Genomic DNA, 19,134 nt, shown 5'->3' with positions numbered 1-19,134 from the left:
AAGTAATCCACTCCGGGGGATGAGCGGGCTTGAACCGCAACCCCCGGTTGCGACACTTTGCCGCCCATGAACCTCAGGAAGACCATCGCGGGAGCCGCGGTCACCCTCGGCGGCGCGGCCGTCCTGCTCGGCCTCGGCGGCACCGCGCAGGCGGTCGAGGTGGGCGCCCACACCACGCCCGACGTCGAGGGCGAAGTGGGCCGGGTCGCCACGGTCGGCGACATCGTCCGGGTGGACACCGCCGACCCGGCCGGGCCGGTCGTCCTCGGCCCCGTCGCCGCGGGCCAGGACGCGGGCGCGCCGCTGGACGTGCGGCTCGAGTTCCTCGGCGGCTGACCCCGACCCGGTCCGCCGGGAGGTTCACCGAGAAGCCGGAACGGTCCCGACCCCCTCCCCCTCGGGCCGGGGCCGTTCCAACCTCGCGGCGACGGCCCGGCCCGGCGGGCGGCTACCGGCCGACCGCGTAGCCCTGCGCCCCGCGCGCGTTGGCGGCGGCGCGCAGCAGGCCGTCGCGGGAGTCCCGGGACACCGCGGACATCCGGCCCAGCGCCCACGGGCCCGCGTCCACCACCGCGTGACCGCGGTCGCGCAGCTCGTCCAGCGCCGCCCGGCCGAGGCGGGACTCGACCACGACCTCGCCCGGCGTCCACGACCGCGGGTAGAACGAGCTGGGGAACGCGTTGGTGTGCCACATCGGCGAGTCGATGGCCTCCTGGAGGTTCATCCCGCCGGCGGTGTGCGCGAGCCAGAACCCGAGCTGCCACTGGTCCTGCTGGTCGCCGCCGGGCGTGCCGAACCCGAGCGCGGGCAGGCCGTCGCGCAGCGCCAGCGTCGGGGACAGCGTGATGCGGGGCCGCTTGCCCGGGGCCAGCGAGTTCGGCAGGTCCGGTTCCAGCCAGAACATCTGCGCCCGGCTGCCGAGGCAGAACCCCAGCGAGGGGATCGTCGGCGAGGACTGGAGCCAGCCGCCGGACGGGGTGGCCGACACGATGTTGCCCCAGCGGTCCACCACGTCGACGTGGACCGTGTCGCCCTTGACCGCGCCGGTGCGGGAAACCGTGGGTTCGCCGAGCGCGCCGCCGTCCTCCTCCTGCCCGGCGAGGCGCGGGCCGCGCAGCACGTGGCCGGGCAGCCGGGCCGCGACCGCGCCGGGCGAGCCGGGCCGCAGGTCGAGCGAGGCGTGGTCGCCGACGAGTCGCCGCCGCCGGTCCGCGTAGTCCCGGGACAGGAGCAGGTCGAGCGGCACGTCGCCGGTGTCGCCGTACCACGCCTCCCGGTCGGCGAACGCGAGCTTCGCCGCCTCCACCGCGAGGTGCACCGTCTCCGCCGTCGGCACGCCGTCCACGTAGGAGAGCCGGTCGGCGAAGCCCTCCAGCAGCAGCAACTGCTGCAGCAGCACCGGTCCCTGGGTCCACGCCCCGGGCTTCACCACGGTCCACGGCCCGAAGTCCACCGACACGGCGTCCTCGTAGCCCGCCTCCCACGACGCCATGTCCTCGCCGGTGAGCACCCCGGCGTGGTCGGCGCCGGAGTCGTCGCGGTGCGCGATCCGGGCGAACTCGTCCACCTGCGCCGCCACGAAACCCTGCGACCACGCCCGCCGCGCCGCGTCGATCTGCGCCTCGCGGTCGGCGCCCGCCGCCTCGCCGGCGGCCAGCAGCCACTCCCAGGTGTCGGCGAGCCGGGGGTTGCGGAAGCGCGTCCCGGCGGCGGGCGGCTTGCCGCCCGGCAGCCACAGCGCCGCCGACGACGTCCAGTGGTCGCGGAACAGGTCGGCGACCGTCGAGATGGTGAACGACACCCGCTCCAGCAGCGGGAACCCGTCGCGCGCGTACCCGATCGCGTAGCCGAGCACGTCGCGCAGCGACTTGGTGCCGTAGTCGCGCAGCAGCGTCAGCCAGCCGTCCCACGCGCCCGGCACGGTGGCGGCCAGCAACCCGCTGCCGGGCACCAGGTCGAGCCCGAGCCCGCGGTAGTGCCCGATGGTGGCGCCGGCGGGCGCGACGCCCTGGCCGCACAGCACGCGCGGCGCGGTCTCGCCCGCCGCGGCGAACACCACGGGGACCTCGCCGCCGGGCCCGTTGAGGTGCGGCTCCACCACCTGCAGCACGAAGCCGACGGCGACCGCGGCGTCGAAGGCGTTGCCGCCGTCCTCCAGGACGGCCATGCCCGCGGTGGACGCGAGCCAGTGCGTGGAGGCCACCATGCCGTGCGTGCCGGCCAGCTCAGGTCGGGTGGTGAACACCCCGTCAACCTACGTCCCGCGACCCGGTTTTGTTACCCCGGCTAACGAGATGTCTCCTGAAGATCCGCTGAACCTCACCTCGCCTGGTCCGGGACGCGCAGGTCGCGGCCCAGGCCGTGGAGCACGAGGCCGGCCCGCGCCACCGCGTCCGGGTCGAGGTGGTTGCGGGTGTCCAGCACCGTCGAACCGGCCATCGCGGACGCCACCAGGCCCCAGTCGAGCGCGCGGAACTCCGGCCACTCGGTCAGCAGCACCACCGCGTCCGCGTCGCGCACCGCCGCGTACGGCGAGTCCACCACGGTCATGCCCGCCAGCGGCCGGTCGATCCCGGGGTCGTGGGCCACCAGCTCCGCGCCCTCGAACGCGAGCAGCTCGGCCACCGCCAGGGCGGGCGAGTCGCGCAGGTCGTTGGTGCCCGCCTTGAACGCGAGCCCCAGCACGCCCACGCGGGCGCCCGCCAGCGGCCCGATGGCGCGCCGCAGCTTGTCCACGACCCGCCGCTGCTGCCGCGCGTTCGTCTCGATGGTGGCCCTGACCAGCGAGAAGTCCACGCCGACGGCGTCGGCGATGCGGACCATGGCGTGCGTGTCCTTGGGCAGGCACGACCCGCCCCAGCCGGGTCCGGGCTGGAGGAACGACTGGCCGATGCGCTTGTCGTGGCCCATGCCCTCGGTGACGGAGGTGACGTCGGCGCCGACCAGCTCGCACAGCTCGGCGACCGCGTTGACGTAGGACAGCTTCATGGCCAGGAAGCAGTTGGCGGCGTACTTGACCATCTCGGCGCTGGCCGCGTCCATCAGCACGGTGGGCGCGCCGAGCCGGGTGAACAGCGCGGCGACGCGTTCGGCGGCGCGCGGCGAGCCGGCGCCGACCACGATCCGGTCGGGGTGCAGGAAGTCGCGGACCGCGCTGCCCTCGCGCAGGAACTCGGGGTTCGAGACCACCGCCACGTCGTCGCGCCCGAGCAGCGCCGCGACCCTGGTCGACGTGCCGACCGGGACGGTGGACTTGCACACCACCACCGCGTCGCGGGGCAGCACGTCGCGGATCTCGGCGGCCACCGCCTCGATGGCGGCGAGGTCGGCCGCGCCGCCCGCGCCCATGGGCGTCGGCAGGCACAGGAACACCACCTCGGCGTCGGCGACGGCGTGCCGCGCGCCCTCCACGAACTCGAGCCGGCCTGCGGACCGGCCCTCCACGACCAGGTCCGCGAGACCGGGCTCCAGGATGTCGACCTGCCCGGCGCGCAGCCGGGCCACCTTCAGCGCGTCCACGTCGGCGCACACGACCCGATGCCCGAGGGAGGCCAGGCACGCCCCCGTCGTCAGGCCCACGTAACCCGTTCCCACGACCGCGATCCGCCGGACGAACATGGCACGACGGTGACAGCCGAAGTTGGCCGTGGGTCAAACACCAGGCGTATGCGGAGAGTGAGGTGGGTAGTCCCCTGGGGGTACGGGGAAACACCCCTCGCGGCGGACGCGGTTTCGCCTGGACAAGGGCAAGGTCGTGGGTATGGAACTCGTCCTCATCTCGCTGCTCTTCGCGGGGCTGGCGCTGCTGGCGGCCGTGCCGTTGGTCGCATTGCTCCACTTCTCCGCGCGCCGGGGGCTGAACGACCGTTAACCTCCTGGTCCCAGGACAGGAGGAAGCATGGAGATCTCGGGTACCGCGGCGATCGTCACCGGCGGCGCGTCCGGTCTGGGCCTCGCGACCGCGCGTGCGCTGGCGGCACGGGGTGCGGCGGTGTTCGCGCTGGACCTCTCGACCGACCACGCCCCGGACGTGGAGGGCGTCACGTACCTGGCGGCGGACGTCACCTCGGAGGAGGACGTCCAGGCCGCCGTCGACACGGCCGCCGGCTCCGGCTCGCCGCTGCGGGTCGTGGTGAACTGCGCGGGCATCGGCCCGTCGGCGCGGACGGTGGGCAAGTCCGGCCCGCACCCGCTCGACCTGTACCGGAAGGTCGTCGACGTCAACCTGGTCGGCACGTTCAACGTGCTGCGGCTGGCCGCGGCCGCGATGGGCAAGACCGAGCCGCTGGAGCACGGCCAGCGCGGCGTGGTGATCAACACCGCGTCGATCGCGGCGTTCGACGGGCAGATCGGGCAGGTGGCCTACGCGGCGTCGAAGGCCGCGGTGGTCGGGATGACGCTGCCCGCGGCGCGTGACCTGTCGTCGGTCGGGGTGCGGGTGATGACGATCGCGCCGGGCATCGTGGACACGCCGATGCTCGCGACCGTGTCGGAGGAGTTCCGGGCGGGCCTGGCGGCGGGCGTGCCGTTCCCGAAGCGGCTGGCGCAGCCGGAGGAGTACGCGCGGCTGGCCGTGTCGATCGTGGAGCACGACTACCTGAACGGCGAGGTCATCCGCATGGACGGCGCGCTGCGGATGCAGCCCAGGTAGCGCTACCGGTCGCAGTCCTCGACCAGGGTGGCCACGGCCGTGCCCGGCCGGTGGGGGCAGACCCGCGCCGTCGCGCCCCTCGGCCGGGCCGGGCTAGAGGTCCCCGGCGAACGGCAGGTCGTCCATGGCGTCCGACGTCATCCACAGCCGCAGGGTGTGGGTGGCGCGGACGTCGTCCTCGTTGTACTCCAGCAGCCGGCGGCGCTGGGCGGGGTCCGGCGGCCTGCCGTCCATGCCCACGGCGTCGCGGTACCAGCGCATCGAGTTCTCGCCGCCCGCCTCCGGGTCCCGCCAGCGGAACCCGGCGACCGGCGCGATGGTCTTCAGGCCCTTGCCGTGGGCGCACAGGAACTGGTCCTGCACGATGCCGAACAGGTCCACCCACGAGTCGGACGTGATGAACTCCCGCACCTGCGCCACGGTCGGGATGCCGGGCTGCCCCTTGAACCGCTCGGCCGAGCCGAGCAGCCAGCGGTTCTCCGCCAACTCGTTGTAGCAGTACGCCTTGAACGACAGCCCGCGCGCCCGGGCCCGCAGCCGGATGCCGGTGAGCCAGCCCCAAAACTCGGCGAACGACCGGGCCTCGTCCGCGCACGGCAGCGGGTCCCACGTGGCGAACGCCCGGTAGCCGGGCTCCTCGCCGACGTCCTGCCCGGACAGCCAGCAGCCCCACATGTACGCGCCGAGGTCGCCGAAGCTCTCCATGTCCACGTCGACCTCGACGTCGGCGCGCGGCACCTCCATGCGGGACACGCGGCGCACCACGGTCAGGTCGCGCAGCCACGCGCGGGCCAGCACGACCGCGTCCGAGTGCAGCATGCCGACCAGCGGGACGAGCTGCTCGGCCGGGTCCAGCGCGGCCAGCTCGTCGACCGTGGTCACACCGGCCTTGCGCAGCGCCACGGCGTCCTCGCCGCGCACCACCAGGCTGACGTCCCGGGCGGCCTTCAGGTCGGCCTCGCACACCGGCCACCACGGGCAGCTGCGGCACTCCACGATCCGGGACGGGCGGGCCAACGGGTCGGCGCCGGTGGCGGCGGCGGTGGCCACCGCGAGCCGGTCGGAGAAGCGGTTGTCGTACTCGGCGAGCGCGGTGCGCCCGGCGGGCCACGTCGGCGCCTCCAGGTCGTGCCACACGACGACGTCGGCGTCCATGCCGATGACACCGCCGGTGGCGCGGCCGCGCGCGGCGAAGCCGGACGCCTGCAGCTGCCGCTGCGCGTGGGCCAGCCGGAGCTGGTCGCGCGGCTGGGGCCGGACCTTGCGCAGCGGGTCCACCCGCGCGCCGCCCGGCAGCGGGTGGGACAGCGGCGACGTGCGCGCGCCGTGGCCGGGGTCGCTGACCTTGTGCCGGACCACGAGCACCGGCACGTACCCGGTCTTCTCCTTCACCAGCAGGTCGATGCCGCCGCGGCGCCCGCCCAGCGGGTCGCGCGGCAGGGCGGCGCCCCAGATGAACGGCACGCCGGCCTGCATGGCCTCGGCGGTCACGCGCTCCCGGTCGGCCGAGGGCACGTCCTGCGGGATCTCCAACAGGTCGGACCCGACGACGCGGCCCAGCGCCGCGGCGACCGCGCGCCGGTGGTCCTCGGCGTCGGCCTTGCGCTGCTGACCGGTGGGGTCCGGCGGCAGTGTCGGCACGTCGCGCATGGTGGGATCGTGTTCGAGGTGCACCCGCCGCCGGCAACGAGTGACCACACCGGCGTCGAGCTGCACCTGGGAAGTCACCGGTGCAGCGTATGACGCCGGGCGCGTCGTCGTGCCGGCAACCTCGCGGAGTCGAGTCGATCTTTTGCCCGGACGGCTCTAGGGTCTGGGGTGAGGAGGTGCGGCCGTGGCACGGGCGAAGGGCAAGGGGTTCACCCCCGGCAGGGCGAAGAACCTCGTGGGCGTGGCCAAGGTGCTGGCGCCGGCGTTGATCCCGGTGGTGGCGCCGGTGGCGGCGCGGGCCGCCGCGTTGCTGAGCGACCGCTACGACCACTTCCGGGCGTCCCGGTTGGGCGTGCCGGTGGACCAGCTCACCCGGTACTCGGGCAAGGGCGCGCGCCTGCACGCCCGGATCGTCGGCTTCGGCGAGGCGCTGGACCAGCTCCGCGGCTCCGACGCGGCCTACGTCGAGGGCGTCGAGAAGCGGCTCGCGCAACTGCTGGCCGCCGTGCGGGCCTCGGAGCGGATGCCCGCGCCGCGGCGCCGGGCGGCGCACCGCGCGATCTCGGCCGACCTCGACGCGATGGAGGCCGACCTGCTCAAACGCCTCGGCGTGTGAGCTGCTCCACCGCCCGGTAGGCGGTCTCCTCCGGCCCCATCTGGGCGGTGACCTCCTCCATGACCTCGGCGACCCGCTCCTCCCGCCGGATCAGCGGGTCGCTGCGCAGGTCACGGGCCAGCGACACGCACAAGCCGACCATGACGACCAGGAACGGCAGCGCGGCGATGATGGTCAGGTTCTGCAGGCCGGTCAGCCCGCTCGACCCGCCGACCAGCAGCATCACCGCCGCGACCAGGCCCGTGAGCACGCCCCAGAACACCACCACGCCCCGGCCCGGCCGGATCGAGCCGCGCTGCGACAGCGTGCCCATCACCACGGACGCGGCGTCCGCGCCGGACACGAAGAAGATCGCCACCAGCACCATCACCACGATCCCGGCGACGGTGGCGAGCGGGAACTGGTCGAGCAGCCCGAACAGCTGGCCCTCCGGCGACGACGCGCCCGCGAGGTCCGCGCGGTGGCGCTGCACGAAGATCGCCGTGCCGCCGAACACGCAGAACCACACCAGGCTGACCAGGCTCGGCACGCCGATGACGCCGGCCACGAACTGCCGGATCGTGCGGCCCCGGCTGATGCGGGCGATGAACATGCCGACGAACGGCGTCCAGGAGATCCACCACGCCCAGTAGAAGATCGTCCAGCCGGACAGCCACGTCTGCGTCGCGTCCCCGCCGGACGCGGCGGTCCGGCCCGCCATGTCGGCCAGGTCGCGGAAGTAGTCGCCGATCGCGGTCGGCACGAGGTTCAGCACGAACACCGTCGGCCCGACCACGAACACGAACGCGGCCAGCACCACGGCCAGCACCATGTTGACGTTGGACAGCCACTGGATGCCCTTGGCCACGCCGGACACCGCCGACGCGACGAACGCCGCGGTCAGCACGGCGATGACGCCGACCAGCACGCCGTTGCCGACGTCGCCGAGCCAGCCCGCGACCCGCAGGCCGCTGCCGATCTGCAACGCGCCCAGGCCGAGCGAGGTGGCCGACCCGAACAGCGTCGCGAAGATCGCCAGCACGTCGATCGCCCGGCCGGCCGGTCCCGCCGCCCGGCGCCGCCCGAGCAGCGGCGCGAACGCCGCGCTGATCAGCTGGCTGCGGCCGCGGCGGAAGCTGCCGTAGGCGATGGCCAGGCCCACCACCGCGTAGATCGCCCACGGGTGCAGCGTCCAGTGGAACAGGGTGGTGGCCATCGCGGTCTGCAACGCCTGGTCCGTGCCGCCCTCCACGGTGCCCGGCGGCGGCTGCACGAAGTGCGTGAGCGGCTCGTTCACCCCGTAGAACATCAGGCCGATGCCCATGCCCGCGCTGAACATCATCGCCACCCACGAGACCGTGCGGAACTCCGGCTGCTCGTCGTCGCGGCCGAGGGGGATGCGGCCGTAGCGGCTCGTCGCGAGCCAGAGGGCGAACAGCACGAAGCCCGACGCGCTGAGCACGAACGCCCAGCCCAGGTTGGCGATGACCCAGGTCAGGGCCGCTTTCGACGCGCCGGCCAGCGAGGCCGTGCCGAAGATGCCCCACGCGACGAACGCCAGTGTGACGACGGCGGCGACGCCGAAGACCGCTCGGTCCGTGCGCCCTGGCCGATCCGCCCTCGGATCACCGGGCAGGGGTTCGTGGACGGGTTTGCTCTCGTGCGTCACGGGTACCCGATACCCCCGTTCGGCGTAGGGGAAACCCCAGGACGGCCGTAGGGGCTCACGCCACCGTCGTGCGACCTCCTACGCTCTGGGGTGTGACCAGCCGGCCCGCTCCGACCCGCCTCGCGCGGGCCGCGCTGCTGGCCGTCACCTCGGCGGCACTGAGCGTGGCCGCGCACGGCGCGGCGGGCGGTTCGGTCACCGAGTTCGCGCCCGCGCTGCCGCTGACCGTGCTCGTCGCGTTCGCGGGCACGGCGCTCGCCGAGCGCGGACGCCGCCCCTGGACGATCCTGGCCGCGCTGGGCGTCGCCCAGGTCGGGCAGCACGCGCTGCTCAACCTCGGCCACCACGCCGCCGAGCGCCCCGGCCTCGGGTTCGGCCCGACCGCGATGACGGCCGCGCACGTGGTCGCCGCCCTGCTCACCGGACTGCTGCTGGCCCGTGCCGACGCCGTGCTGCACGCGCTGGCCACCGCCGTCACCCGGCTCCTGCCGCCGCCGCCCGCGCCGCCCGCCCCGGTCGGCGAGTGGTGGGCGCTCACGCCCGCGTCGTCGGCGAACACGCTGGTCGACGTGCTGCGGCGGCGGGTGCACGGCCGCCGCGGTCCACCCGGTTCCTGACCACCCGAGTCCCCCAACACACGTCCTCTGGTCTCAGGAGCCACAACTTCATGTCGACACATCGATTTGGCGCGCGCACGCTCGCCAAGGGCGGCGCCGTGCTCGCGACCGCCGCGTTCCTCTGCCTGACCACCGCGGGCCTGGCGTCCGCGCACGTCACCGCGTCCACCCCCGGCAACGCCGTGCAGGGCGGGTACACCAAGGTCACGCTGCGCGTGCCCAACGAGCGGCCCGACGCGGGCACGGTGAAGCTGGAGCTGACCCTGCCCGCCGAGTACCCGCTGGCCTCGGTCAGCACCAGGCCGACGCCCGGCTGGAAGGTCGAGGCGGTCAAGGAGAGGCTGGCCACGCCGGTCAAGAGCCACGGCCGCGAGGTCACCGAGGCGGTGCGCACGGTCACCTGGACCGCCGACCCGGGCACCCGCATCGAGCCCGGTCAGTTCAACGAGTTCGACCTGTCCATCGGGCCGCTGCCGGACAACACCGACAAGCTCGTCCTGCCCACCAAGCAGACCTACGACAGCGGCGAGGTCGTGGACTGGAACGCCCCGCCGCCCGCCGAGGGCGGCGAGGAGCCCGAGCGCCCCGCGCCCGTGCTGAAGCTCGTCGCGAAGAGCGGCGACGACGACCACGGCGACGCCACGGCCACCGCGGTCGCGGACGACGGGCACGACGACGCCGCGGCCGGCGCGACCGACGACACGGCCCGCTGGCTGGGCGGCGCGGGCCTCGTGGTCGGCGCGCTGGGCCTCGGGTTGGGTGCGGGCGCCGTGCTGCGGTCCCGCCGCGCGGGCAAGCCGACGGCATGAGGCGCGTCGTCTCGCTGCTGCTGACCGGCTTGCTCGCGGGCGGGCTCGCGCTGGCCACGGCCGCGCCCGCGTCCGCGCACAACGTGCTGATCAGCAGCGACCCGAAGGACGGGTCCTCGCTGGAGACCGGGCCGGCGACGGTCACGTTGACCTTCGACCAGCCCGTGCAGGCCGGCGAGAAGTTCAACACGATCACCGTCACCGGCCCCGAGGGCACGCGCTGGGAAGCGGAGGGCGAGCCGACGGTCAAGAACAACAGCGTCGTCTTCCCGATCCGGCCGCTGGGGCCGGCCGCCGAGTACACCGTCGGCTACCGGGTTCTGTCCGCGGACGGGCACCCGGTGACGGGGTCGCTCAAGTTCACCCTCACCAAGGCGGGTGACGGCACGCCCGCGCCGGCGGCCCCGGCCGACCCGGACGCGGGCTCGTCGTCGTCCGGGTCCGGCGTGCCCATCTGGGTGTGGATCGCGGCCGCCGCCGTGCTGCTGGCCGGTGGCGCGTTCTTCGCGGTGCGCGGCGGCTCGGGCGACGCCAAGGAGAACGGCGGGCGATGACCGCGAACCGGACCATCACCGCCGCCGGCCGGTACTGGGTCGTGGGCGGCCTGCTGGCGGGCGGGGTCGTCGGCGTGCTGTTGGGCCTCGGCCTGTCCACCGCGCCCGCCGCGGTGGGCGTGGCCGAGGCCGGGGTGGTGGCCCGGTTCGCGCAACCGCTGGTGCGGACCCTGCTGGACGTGGCGGCGACGATCGTCGTGGGGCTCTCGCTGCTTCCCAAGCTGCTCGGGTTCACCCGACCGGCGCTCACCGAGCCGGTGCTGCGGATCGCCCGGCCGGCCGCCGTGGTCGCCGCGGCCGTGTGGGCTTTCACCGCGTTGTTGTCGATCGTGCTCCGGGCGTACGAAACGCGTCCGGACGCGGAATTGACCATGCCCATGGTCGTGGATTACGTCCAGCGCGTGGGGGCCGGTCAGGGATTGCTGTTCAGCGCGGTCTGCGCGCTGGTGTACCTGTGGATCGGCATCATGGCCGTGCGCCGCGGTGAATCGGTGCCGGCGGAATTGCGCATCCTGATCGCGATGTTCGGTTTGCTGCCCCTGCCCGTCACCGGTCACGCGTCGAACTGGAAGTACCACGACTACTCCATGATCTCGATGGAGTTGCACGTGTTGGGCGCGGCGGCGTGGACGGGCGGATTGGCCGCGCTGGTGGTGCTGGTCGCGCACCGGCGCGGTCTGCTCGCCGACGCGCTGCCGAAGTTCTCGAAACTCGCCACGGTCGCCTTGGCGCTGGTGTCCGTCACGGGATTGTTCAACGGCGTGCTGGAACTCGCGTTGAACCCGGTCGTCGGCCTGCCCGGTTCGTTGTTCACCACGTCGTACGGGCTGGTGCTGGTCGGCAAGGTCGTGTGCGCCGCCCTGCTCGCGGTGCTCGGCGCGAACATCCGGTGGCGGTTGCTGCCCCACATCGCCCAGCACAAGGCGACGGCGATCGTGGGCTGGGCCGCCGTGGAACTGGCCGTCATGGGCATCGCTTTCGGGTTGGCCGTCGTGCTCTCCCGCGCGCCGGTCGCCTGACCCGCGACGCGTCGTCGAAAAGGGGTGTGCGGGACTGTCCCGCACACCCCTTCCGCTTGTCCGGCCCCGGTCGAACGGATTGCCTCGTGGCGAGCGAATCCGACGAGAAGGGGCCAGGAGATGCCACGCCGACAGAGCACCGGTCGCCACCGCCTCGCCACCCCGGCGCGGGACCGGGAGCACCCCACGAAGGCGCTGCTGCTGTTCGCCGCGTTCGCGCTGACGGTGGTGGCGGCGTTCCTGCTCGGCCACCAGCAGGGCGGGGACGCGGCCATCGCCGAGCCGCCCGTGTCGCGAGCACCCGCGGACCTGGTCGAGGACCCGGCTGAAGACCCGGCAGGGGACCCGGCCGATGACCCGGCCCAGCCGACGACCCCGTCCGAACCCGAGCCGGCCGAGCCGACGCCCGCCGACGAGCCGCCCGCCGACGAGCCGGCCGACCAGGAGCAGGCCACCGAGGAGCCGACCGCCCAGGAGCCGATCGCCGAGGAGCCGCCCGCCGAGTCGGTCACCGCCGACGAACCGGCCGCTGACCTGCAGCCGGTCGACCAGGCACCGGTGCCCGCCCCGCAGCCGCAGAGCCCCCGCCCCGCGACGCCGCAGCCCGTGACGCCGCAGCCCGTGTTCGAGGTGCTGGCGGACCGCTCCCGCGAACCGGAACAGGCCGAGGAGCCGGTCGAACCGGTCGAGCCGAACCCGGAGCCGGAGCCGACCCCGGACGACCCGACCCCGCCGACCGCGAGCCCCGAGGTGCACGAGACGCGGGTTCCCGAGACGCCCGAGGTGTACGGGACGCCGGTGGACGAGACCCCCGAGGTGTACGGAACCCCTGAGGTGTACGGGACGCCGTACGAGCCGACCGCCCCGGAGACCTACCTCGTCCCCCTGGACCACGACCTGAACCCCGTCCCGTGCCCGGACTCGGACGCGGTGACGGACGGGGCGCGCCCCGACTTCCCGACGCCGATCCTCGTCGGGCCCGACGCCGACGGCCCCTTCACGATCCTGCCCGCCGGTCGCTGAACAACCCAACACCTCCGAAGGAGCAATTCCTCATGCGATTCACCCTGCCCGGAAAAGCCGCCGCCCGAATCGTCGTCCTCGCCGCCGCGGTGATCGGCGTGGCGTTGTTGGGGATGTCCACCGACCGCGGCACCGCGGTCGAAGTGGAACTCGTCGCCGCCAAGAAGTCCACGTCGCAGCAGGCCGACGACGAAACCCGGCGCAAGATCGTGGAAACCGCCGAGAAGGAGATGAACAGCAGCCGCAACAAGGAAACCGGCGTCAACTGCAACGCCTATAGCCCGGACGGCCGGTGCCAGGCCTGGTGCGCCGACTTCACGAAGTACGTCTGGGGCAAGAGCGGGGCCAAGACCGACGGCGTCAACTCGATGGCGAAGAGCTTCAAGGATTACGGCCTGAAGAACAACACGTGGAAGGCCGGGGCGGGCGTGAAGAACGTCAAGCCCGGTGACGCGGTCACCTACCGCCTCAACGACAAGAACTCCGGCAACGACCACGTCGGCATCGTCACGGCCGTCGACAAGAAGACCGGCAAGATCACCGTGATCTCGGGCAACAGCGGCGACAAGATCCGCAAGGTGACGATCGACCCGAAGAAGTCCCAGGTGACCGGTTACGCCTCGCCCGTCGAGAAGAAGAAGGCCACCAAGAAGACCGACGCCAAATCCGACACCAAGAAGACCGACACCAAGAAGAGCGACGGCAAGAAGAGCGACGGCAAGAAGACGGACTCCAAGAAGAGCGACACGAAGAAGACCCAGCCGAAGAAGGCCGAGGACACCAAGCCCGGGCAGGTCGAGCCCGAGGGCCCGGTGATCCTGCACGAGTCCCAGGTGGCCACCGCCTACGGCGTCATCGGCTGACCCCCGACCACCTCACCCACGGAGACCCACCATGACGTCCACCACGACCTCCCGGACCGGGCGCGCCCTGGGCGCGGCGCTCGCCCTGGCCGTCGCGCTCGGCGCGCTCGTCGGCCTCGCCCCCGACGACCGGGCCGGCGCCGACGGCGCCACCGCCACCCCCGTGCCCGTCGCGGCCAAGGAGCCGCTCCGCAGGGTCAAGGCGAGCGCGAAGATCGACCAGACGCACTGGGAGCGCGTGCCGGGCCTGGGCGGCACCACCTGCGTCAAGACCAGGATCCAGGGCACGATCGCCTACGAGTACGTCTGGGCCCCGCCGCTGCGCCCCCGACCCGACAAGCCGGCGAAGACCTACCCCTCGCTCAACCGGACCACGATCGTGTCGCCGCAGGTCACCGTGTCGGCGTGGTCCCGCTGCTCCGGGTCGGGCCGCAAGGCGGTCAAGCTGAGCGGCGCGTCGTTCGAGCAGCGGTGGCTCAACGGCAACCAGTGCAGCGCGAGCGGGTTGTCGCTGAGCGTCGGAGGTCCGCCGTGGGCGGCCTACGTCGGCACGACGATCAACTGCGGCGAGTCGTCGGTGCTGGGCCGCAAGAGCGACTTCGCCAAGGTCGACAACGACTTCCGCGAGTCCAACAGCAACGTCCGGATCGACGTGCACGGCAGCGCGCTGAAGCGCAAGGGCAGCCCGGACACCGGCGAGTGGTACTGCGCCCGGGTCGAGGTCGGCGGCCGGGTGACCAAGTCGAACAGGAACGACAACTTCGCCCACACGTTCTACCCCTGCCTCCGCCTCCCGGCGGGGCGCAACCCCTGACGGGTGATCCGCGGGGCGGTGGCCGGCGGTGCCCCAGCCACCGCCCCCGGATTGTCGGACCCCTGTGCTGGGGTGCACCCATGGCTGATGCACCGATCCTCGTCCTGGGAGCCACCGGTTCGACCGGCCGCCGGGTCGCCGCGCGGCTCGCCGACCTGGGCCACGCCGTGCGCCGGGCGTCCCGCCGCGGCGACGTGCGCTTCGACTGGACCGACCCCGGCACGTGGCCGGCCGCGCTGACCGGCGTCGAGCGGGTGTACCTGATGGCGCCGCACGAGCTGCCGATCGACCCGGCGTTCGTGGGCGAGGCCGTGGCGCGGGGTGTGCGGCGGTTCGTCCTGCTGTCCTCCCGCGGCGTGGTGGAGATGCGCGACGAGCGGCTGCTCGCCGCCGAACGGCTGGTGCGCGGGTCCGGGGTCGGGTGGACCGTGCTGCGGCCGGACTGGTTCAACCAGAACTTCGACGAGGGGTTCTTCCGCCCGTCGGTGCTCGCGGGCGAGCTGGTGGTGCCGCTCGGCGAGAAGGCGCAGACCTTCGTGGACGCCGACGACATCGCGGCCGTGGCCGTCGCCGCCCTGACCGGGGACGGGCACGAAGGCCGGGTGTACGAGGTCACCGGGCCGGAGGCGTTGTCGTTCCGGCAGGCCCTGGCCGTGATCGGGGAGGTGACCGGCCGCCGGGTCGAGTACCGGGGCACGGCCGACGACTACCGCGCGGTCGTGCCCGCCGAGACGGCCGAGCGGCAGATCCGGGCGTGGGACGCGCTGGGCGACGGCGAGCCGACCGACGTCGTCGCCCGGGTCGCCGGGCGGGAGCCGACGCGCTTCCGCGACTACGTCACCCGGGCGTGGGACGCGGGCGCCTGGCGCGGGTAGGCGTCGGCGAGTGGTCCGTTCGGTGCGACGAACTGCTCCGGACGCCCTAGTCGGTGACCAGTCGCGCGGAAGGGTCCTCGCGGAGCCGGGTCAACGCCGCCATCGCGTCCTGACCACGCCGTTCGAGCTCCTTGGCGTCGATCCAGCCGTTGGCGAAGTACCGGTAGTCCTGCGCGAGCTTCACCAGTTCGGCCAGGTAGTTCGCCGAACGGCGGCGGCGTTGCTCGTCGAACGACGCGAGCAGCGGCAACTGGGTGTCCACGACCTCGTCCAGCATGCGGGCGGCTCGCAGGGCGCGCTTCACCCGCCGTCGCCGCACCACCGGCAGATTCCCGACCACGCACACCTCGCCGACCCCGTCGCGCATCCGTCGTTGCCTGAGTCGTCGGACGCCCGCCGAGTGTTACGGATCTGTTTCCCCACGCCCCCGCGGTCAGCGGTAAGGGGCCCAGCGGGTCGTCGTGTCGCCCGCGCGCAACGCCTTCAGCCGGCTGCGCAGCTCGTCGCGCACACCGGGGTGGCTGCGCATGATCGGCAGCACGCTCGTGGTCAGCTTCAGCTCCCTGACCTCGCGCAGCACCGGGAAGCCCGACCACTGGACCACGTCGAACCCGTACTCGTCGGCGAGCTGCCGGTACCACTCGTCCGGGTGACCGAAGCGGGCGACGCCGACCGGCAGGGTGCTCAGGTCCCACTCGCGCGGCCCGACGCTGGTCGAGTCGAAGTCGCAGATCACCGGCCCGTCGGGACTGGGGATCAGGTTGCCCAGGTGCGCGTCGCCGTGCAGCACGCCCTGCGGCAGCACGGTCCGCAGCTCGGCCAGGCGGGCGTCGGCCTCGGCGCACCGGTCCTCCAGGAACCGGCGGTCCGGCCCGGACAGCTCCTCGGCGTCGGCGATGCGCCGGCGCACGTCGTCCAGCGGCGCCCAGCGCGGCAGGTCGAACTCCGGCACGGGCAGCGCGTGCACCTGCCGCAGCACCCGCCCCAGGTCACGGCCGTCGACGGGCCGGCCGCCGGAGGGCACCGTGTGCCACAGGGTGGCCAGGTGGTCGCCCACCTCCAACGGCTGCGGCACGTCCTCGACCAGCCGCACGGCGGGCACGTCGTGCGAGGCGAGCCAGCGCGCGACCTCGACCACCTTCCGGGCCCGGTGCCGCAGGTTCATCGAACCGACGATCCGCACCACCACCCGGTCGCCGGGCAGGTCGAACACGGCGTTGCTGGTGAACTTCACGAGCCGCGCGTCGCGGTGCGCGAGCCCCAGGTCGGCGCACAGCCGTTCGAGCACGGCGGTCAACGCGGCCGAGGTGAACCTGCCGTCCACCGACCCCGACACCCGCCGGTCAGGCCGCGCTGTCGGAGCCGCTGCCGGTGAACTTGGCGAGGCGTTCGGCCAGCTCACGGGCGTCGGGGTTGTTGCGGCGCTTCTCGGCTTCCTTCTGCAGCGGCTTCATCCGGTCCTTCGTGCGGACCGACTTCAGGCCCTCGGACAGCTCGATCGCCTGGCGGCCCAGGCGGGCGCCGTGGTCGATGTCGCCGTCGAGCAGGTGGTTGATCGACAGCGAGGTGAGGTTGAACGACCGGCTGCGGGTCATGTCCTCGCCGTAGCCGCCGATCGCCTTGGTCAGGGCGGGCACCGCGGTGCGGGTGTACTTCGTGTCCACGGTCTGCGCCAGCTCCGTGTGCACGGTGCCGATCATCGCGGACAGGTCGTTCGCGTCGAAGAACTTCGCCCAGGCGGGCGCCTCGCCGATGTTGGCGCGGGCGAACTCGTCGCGCGCCCGGCCGAGCAGCTTCAACGCCTGGTCGTCGGAGCCCATCTTGGCGTAGGCCCACGCCTCGTTGGCGCAGAGGATGCCGACGGCGAGTTCCGAGCCGGAGTTCTGCGCGGCCAGCTGGCCGAGCTGGAACACCTTCAACGCGTCGTCCGGCGCGTTCTGGTGCAGGTAGACGCGGCCCATCCGGTACAGGATGTTGGCCACCAGCTCTTCCTTGCGGCCCTGCTTCGCGAGGCCGAGGGCCTGGCCGAAGTGGTTGCGGGCCGAGTCGTACAGGCCCGTGTCGAACGAGGTCCAGCCGGCCAGGTTGTGCAGGTCGGCGAGCGCGACGTAGAGGCGCTCCTTGACCAGGTCGGTCGCGTTGGCGCCGAGCATCTGCTGGCCCCAGGAGAGCTGGGCGACCACCGCGTCGCGGCACGAGCCGCCGCCGTACTGGTAGTCCAGGGTGCGCAACGCCCTGGTGGCCGCCTCGACCTGGCGGACGTCGGTCATGCCGATCCGGCCGGGGGCCGGAGTCTGCGCGGGCGATGAAGCCCAAGACCCGGAGTCCGTACCGAACACGGCCGCGCCGACGGTGATGGCGGCGGCGTGCGCGAGGAACTTCCTTCGCTTCACCGACTCGTCCTCCTCAGAATGGGGTGACTCCGCCGTGGCGGCCACCCTCACTGCCGTGGCCTCGTCGTAGGCGAGGCCCATGTACCCCCTGGGCACACCCAAGCCCTGGGCGATCCGCGCGAGGACGTCGTAGGCCATGACCTGGCGTCCCTTGAGGATCTCCGAGACTTCGGACTGCGACTGGCCCGTCAACGCCGCGATCTGGCGCTGCGAGACGCCGTGCCGCCGGAGCAGGCGGTACACCGCGCTGATCTCGCGTCGGGCCAGGGCGTCGCGCATCTCCTGCTGGTCCCAGACGTCTGGTGTAACAGGAGAACTCGGCGAACCGATGGTGTTCAATTGCGCCCCCTCACAGTCCTTTGGGCGTCAACGGCAGAGTAGGGGCACTCCCCCGACTGCGAGAAGTGCCGATCGGCGAGGCTGATCGGCCCTGCCGAACTCCGCTGACCGCTTACCGTGGAACGGCCACCGGCCAGCGCTGTGACGTCCCGATCCGGGTTGAATCATCGCAATCTAAGTTCCGGTAAGCGAGCGAGCACGGAGAGGAACCTGGCTGTGGACCTGATCGAGCGGGCGGTGACCACCTCGGGTGGCCCGACAGCGCCTGCCGTCGCCACGGTCCCCCCTCCGGCCGCTCCGGAGTCCGTCCAGGAGCCGACCGACCTCGGTTCCGGATGGCGCGGCACGACCGGGCACCGTCGCTGGTGGCGCATCCGCTGCAGCGACGTGGTCGACCGGGAGCGCTGCCTCACCGTGATGGTCGACCGGGGCCGCGTGGTCCTGGTCGGTCCGCCCGGTGAGACGGCGGTCCTCTCGGCCGACCAACTCGTACAGCTCAGGGCCGCGCTACGCGAAGCCGCCGAGCAGGCGGAAAGGTGACGGTGACGTTTCGGTGGACGAGATCCTCGGACAAGTTCTTCGCAACGCGGTGTGGGAGCGGTTGGACCTGCTCACGGAGTTGGCCAACGAGGCCGACGCCCCGTCCCTCCTGTCGGTGGCACGTTCCGAGCTCCCTCGGCTGACCGAGGGGTGGCGGGCGCTGCTCGCCGCGCACGAACCGGACGAGAAGGGCAACTGCCCCGAGTGCTCCGGTCGGTGGCGGCAGCAGAAGAGCCCCTGCTCGGTGTGGCGCGCCGCGTACGAGCACCTGGTCGCGGGCGGGTTGGCCCCGCGCCCGGCTCGACACCTCCGATCGGCGCCGGTGACGCCTCCTGTCACCCGGTCGCGCCGGGGAGTGGTTGCTCGAGCCCACTAACGGGCGGCCCCGACCTGTCGTTCCCCCGACGCGACCAGGTCGAGCACCCGCCTACTGGCCGGCGGTCCGGGACGTGCGAACCCCCGACCGCGACGAACGGATCGCCGGCCGGCTGAAACTTCACGAACGGCAGGGCACGACAACTGCACACAGTCATCCGCGGGCCGGTGTTGTGCACACCTTCCCTCCCCGACCGACACCGGTCCGCGGGCACCACCTCGGGGCCCCCTTTCCCCCCCCCCCCCCGGGGCAGGGGGGGCGGCCCGCCGCGACCGGAGTGCCACACCCCCCGGCACCGCACACAACGACGGGTAGAGCGGGGCGCCCCAGACCCCCCCCCCAACCCC

General features: G+C 73.2%; 20 protein-coding genes. 13 read left to right on the top strand and 7 right to left on the bottom strand.

The features are described 5' to 3' along the window. Positions 1–66 precede the first annotated feature (66 nt). A complete protein-coding gene (locus ACFXGA_RS10745) occupies positions 67–336 on the top strand; it encodes a hypothetical protein (RefSeq protein ID WP_378086435.1) in 270 nt (89 codons plus the stop codon). A 112-nt stretch (positions 337–448) separates the two neighbouring features. Here ACFXGA_RS10745 and ACFXGA_RS10740 read toward each other — a convergent pair whose 3' ends face one another. Next, positions 449–2,245: a gamma-glutamyltransferase family protein gene (locus ACFXGA_RS10740; RefSeq protein WP_378086433.1), complete on the bottom strand. Its 1,797-nt coding sequence runs from the start codon at positions 2,243–2,245 to the stop codon at positions 449–451. Positions 2,246–2,319: 74 nt separating this feature from the next. Continuing rightward, the gene (locus ACFXGA_RS10735; RefSeq protein WP_378086431.1) at positions 2,320–3,618 is read right to left on the bottom strand and encodes a UDP-glucose dehydrogenase family protein; all 1,299 of its coding nucleotides are present in this window, start codon (positions 3,616–3,618) and stop codon (positions 2,320–2,322) included. 280 nt (positions 3,619–3,898) lie between these two features. Between ACFXGA_RS10735 and ACFXGA_RS10730 the strand changes: the two genes are divergently transcribed. Then, positions 3,899–4,651: an SDR family NAD(P)-dependent oxidoreductase gene (locus ACFXGA_RS10730; protein ID WP_378086429.1), complete on the top strand. Its 753-nt coding sequence runs from the start codon at positions 3,899–3,901 to the stop codon at positions 4,649–4,651. Positions 4,652–4,744: 93 nt separating this feature from the next. Here the strand turns inward: ACFXGA_RS10730 and ACFXGA_RS10725 are convergent, their stop codons facing one another. Beyond that, complete coding sequence (locus tag ACFXGA_RS10725) at positions 4,745–6,379, bottom strand: TM0106 family RecB-like putative nuclease (protein WP_378086427.1); 1,635 nt, start codon at positions 6,377–6,379, stop codon at positions 4,745–4,747. Between the two features lie 106 nt (positions 6,380–6,485). Between ACFXGA_RS10725 and ACFXGA_RS10720 the strand changes: the two genes are divergently transcribed. Continuing rightward, the gene (locus ACFXGA_RS10720; RefSeq protein ID WP_378086426.1) at positions 6,486–6,917 is read left to right on the top strand and encodes a DUF6474 family protein; all 432 of its coding nucleotides are present in this window, start codon (positions 6,486–6,488) and stop codon (positions 6,915–6,917) included. On the opposite strand, the gene ACFXGA_RS10715 is transcribed toward ACFXGA_RS10720, so the two are convergent. Next, the gene (locus tag ACFXGA_RS10715; protein WP_378086424.1) at positions 6,898–8,565 is read right to left on the bottom strand and encodes a BCCT family transporter; all 1,668 of its coding nucleotides are present in this window, start codon (positions 8,563–8,565) and stop codon (positions 6,898–6,900) included. The genes ACFXGA_RS10720 and ACFXGA_RS10715 overlap by 20 nt on opposite strands. 92 nt (positions 8,566–8,657) lie before the next feature. Here ACFXGA_RS10715 and ACFXGA_RS10710 point away from each other — a divergent pair, with 92 nt between their 5' ends. The 8 genes from ACFXGA_RS10710 to ACFXGA_RS10675 all read left to right on the top strand — a co-directional run bounded on the left by ACFXGA_RS10710 (position 8,658) and on the right by ACFXGA_RS10675 (position 15,139). Continuing rightward, entirely contained in the window at positions 8,658–9,182 is a 525-nt protein-coding gene (locus ACFXGA_RS10710) for a hypothetical protein (RefSeq protein ID WP_378086422.1), read from the top strand. A 50-nt stretch (positions 9,183–9,232) separates the two neighbouring features. After that, the gene (locus ACFXGA_RS10705; RefSeq protein ID WP_378086420.1) at positions 9,233–9,991 is read left to right on the top strand and encodes a YcnI family protein; all 759 of its coding nucleotides are present in this window, start codon (positions 9,233–9,235) and stop codon (positions 9,989–9,991) included. After that, a complete protein-coding gene (locus ACFXGA_RS10700) occupies positions 9,988–10,545 on the top strand; it encodes a copper resistance protein CopC (RefSeq protein WP_378086418.1) in 558 nt (185 codons plus the stop codon). Before ACFXGA_RS10705 ends, ACFXGA_RS10700 begins: the two co-directional genes overlap by 4 nt. Beyond that, positions 10,542–11,564 (top strand): copper resistance D family protein, encoded by a 1,023-nt coding sequence (locus ACFXGA_RS10695; protein ID WP_378086416.1) that lies wholly within the window; start codon positions 10,542–10,544, stop codon positions 11,562–11,564. Before ACFXGA_RS10700 ends, ACFXGA_RS10695 begins: the two co-directional genes overlap by 4 nt. Positions 11,565–11,684: 120 nt before the next feature. Further along, on the top strand, positions 11,685–12,587 hold the full coding sequence (locus tag ACFXGA_RS10690; RefSeq protein WP_378086414.1) for a hypothetical protein: 903 nt from the start codon (positions 11,685–11,687) through the stop codon (positions 12,585–12,587). 32 nt (positions 12,588–12,619) lie between these two features. Continuing rightward, entirely contained in the window at positions 12,620–13,450 is an 831-nt protein-coding gene (locus ACFXGA_RS10685) for a CHAP domain-containing protein (RefSeq protein WP_378086412.1), read from the top strand. Between the two features lie 31 nt (positions 13,451–13,481). Further along, a complete protein-coding gene (locus ACFXGA_RS10680) occupies positions 13,482–14,264 on the top strand; it encodes a hypothetical protein (protein ID WP_378086410.1) in 783 nt (260 codons plus the stop codon). An 80-nt stretch (positions 14,265–14,344) separates the two neighbouring features. Then, positions 14,345–15,139, top strand: a complete 795-nt coding sequence (locus tag ACFXGA_RS10675; RefSeq protein WP_378086409.1) for an NAD(P)H-binding protein — start codon at positions 14,345–14,347, stop codon at positions 15,137–15,139. A gap of 46 nt (positions 15,140–15,185) precedes the next feature. Here the strand turns inward: ACFXGA_RS10675 and ACFXGA_RS10670 are convergent, their stop codons facing one another. The 3 genes from ACFXGA_RS10670 to ACFXGA_RS10660 all read right to left on the bottom strand — a co-directional run bounded on the left by ACFXGA_RS10670 (position 15,186) and on the right by ACFXGA_RS10660 (position 17,811). Continuing rightward, positions 15,186–15,506, bottom strand: a complete 321-nt coding sequence (locus tag ACFXGA_RS10670) for a hypothetical protein (protein ID WP_378086407.1) — start codon at positions 15,504–15,506, stop codon at positions 15,186–15,188. Between the two features lie 66 nt (positions 15,507–15,572). Further along, positions 15,573–16,463 carry an aminoglycoside phosphotransferase family protein gene (locus ACFXGA_RS10665; RefSeq protein WP_378086405.1) on the bottom strand — a complete coding sequence of 297 codons (891 nt, stop codon included), beginning with the start codon at positions 16,461–16,463 and terminating at the stop codon, positions 15,573–15,575. A gap of 19 nt (positions 16,464–16,482) precedes the next feature. Then, positions 16,483–17,811, bottom strand: a complete 1,329-nt coding sequence (locus ACFXGA_RS10660) for a helix-turn-helix domain-containing protein (RefSeq protein ID WP_378086501.1) — start codon at positions 17,809–17,811, stop codon at positions 16,483–16,485. Between the two features lie 276 nt (positions 17,812–18,087). Here ACFXGA_RS10660 and ACFXGA_RS10655 point away from each other — a divergent pair, with 276 nt between their 5' ends. Both ACFXGA_RS10655 and ACFXGA_RS10650 read left to right on the top strand, forming a co-directional pair. Further along, complete coding sequence (locus tag ACFXGA_RS10655) at positions 18,088–18,411, top strand: hypothetical protein (RefSeq protein WP_378086403.1); 324 nt, start codon at positions 18,088–18,090, stop codon at positions 18,409–18,411. A gap of 13 nt (positions 18,412–18,424) precedes the next feature. Further along, positions 18,425–18,787 carry a hypothetical protein gene (locus ACFXGA_RS10650; RefSeq protein ID WP_310310641.1) on the top strand — a complete coding sequence of 121 codons (363 nt, stop codon included), beginning with the start codon at positions 18,425–18,427 and terminating at the stop codon, positions 18,785–18,787. Positions 18,788–19,134 lie beyond the last annotated feature (347 nt).

It is taken from the genome of Actinosynnema sp. NPDC059335 (assembly GCF_042752395.1).
GTDB lineage: Bacteria > Actinomycetota > Actinomycetes > Mycobacteriales > Pseudonocardiaceae > Actinosynnema.
The sequence above is the reverse complement of the archived record's forward strand: the minus strand, read 5'-3'. Positions and strand labels throughout refer to the sequence as shown.

What these genes read in the sequence shown, in the direction of transcription:
- ACFXGA_RS10700 (WP_378086418.1), top strand. Translation starts at nt 9,988, where the DNA reads ATGAGGCGCGTCGTCTCGCTGCTGCTGACCGGCTTGCTCGCGGGCGGG.
- ACFXGA_RS10685 (WP_378086412.1), top strand. Translation starts at nt 12,620, where the DNA reads ATGCGATTCACCCTGCCCGGAAAAGCCGCCGCCCGAATCGTCGTCCTC.
- ACFXGA_RS10705 (WP_378086420.1), top strand. Translation starts at nt 9,233, where the DNA reads ATGTCGACACATCGATTTGGCGCGCGCACGCTCGCCAAGGGCGGCGCC.
- ACFXGA_RS10735 (WP_378086431.1), bottom strand. Translation starts at nt 3,618, where the DNA reads ATGTTCGTCCGGCGGATCGCGGTCGTGGGAACGGGTTACGTGGGCCTG.
- ACFXGA_RS10680 (WP_378086410.1), top strand. Translation starts at nt 13,482, where the DNA reads ATGACGTCCACCACGACCTCCCGGACCGGGCGCGCCCTGGGCGCGGCG.
- ACFXGA_RS10675 (WP_378086409.1), top strand. Translation starts at nt 14,345, where the DNA reads ATGGCTGATGCACCGATCCTCGTCCTGGGAGCCACCGGTTCGACCGGC.
- ACFXGA_RS10730 (WP_378086429.1), top strand. Translation starts at nt 3,899, where the DNA reads ATGGAGATCTCGGGTACCGCGGCGATCGTCACCGGCGGCGCGTCCGGT.
- ACFXGA_RS10695 (WP_378086416.1), top strand. Translation starts at nt 10,542, where the DNA reads ATGACCGCGAACCGGACCATCACCGCCGCCGGCCGGTACTGGGTCGTG.
- ACFXGA_RS10670 (WP_378086407.1), bottom strand. Translation starts at nt 15,506, where the DNA reads ATGCGCGACGGGGTCGGCGAGGTGTGCGTGGTCGGGAATCTGCCGGTG.
- ACFXGA_RS10660 (WP_378086501.1), bottom strand. Translation starts at nt 17,811, where the DNA reads ATGCGCGACGCCCTGGCCCGACGCGAGATCAGCGCGGTGTACCGCCTG.
- ACFXGA_RS10690 (WP_378086414.1), top strand. Translation starts at nt 11,685, where the DNA reads ATGCCACGCCGACAGAGCACCGGTCGCCACCGCCTCGCCACCCCGGCG.
- ACFXGA_RS10745 (WP_378086435.1), top strand. Translation starts at nt 67, where the DNA reads ATGAACCTCAGGAAGACCATCGCGGGAGCCGCGGTCACCCTCGGCGGC.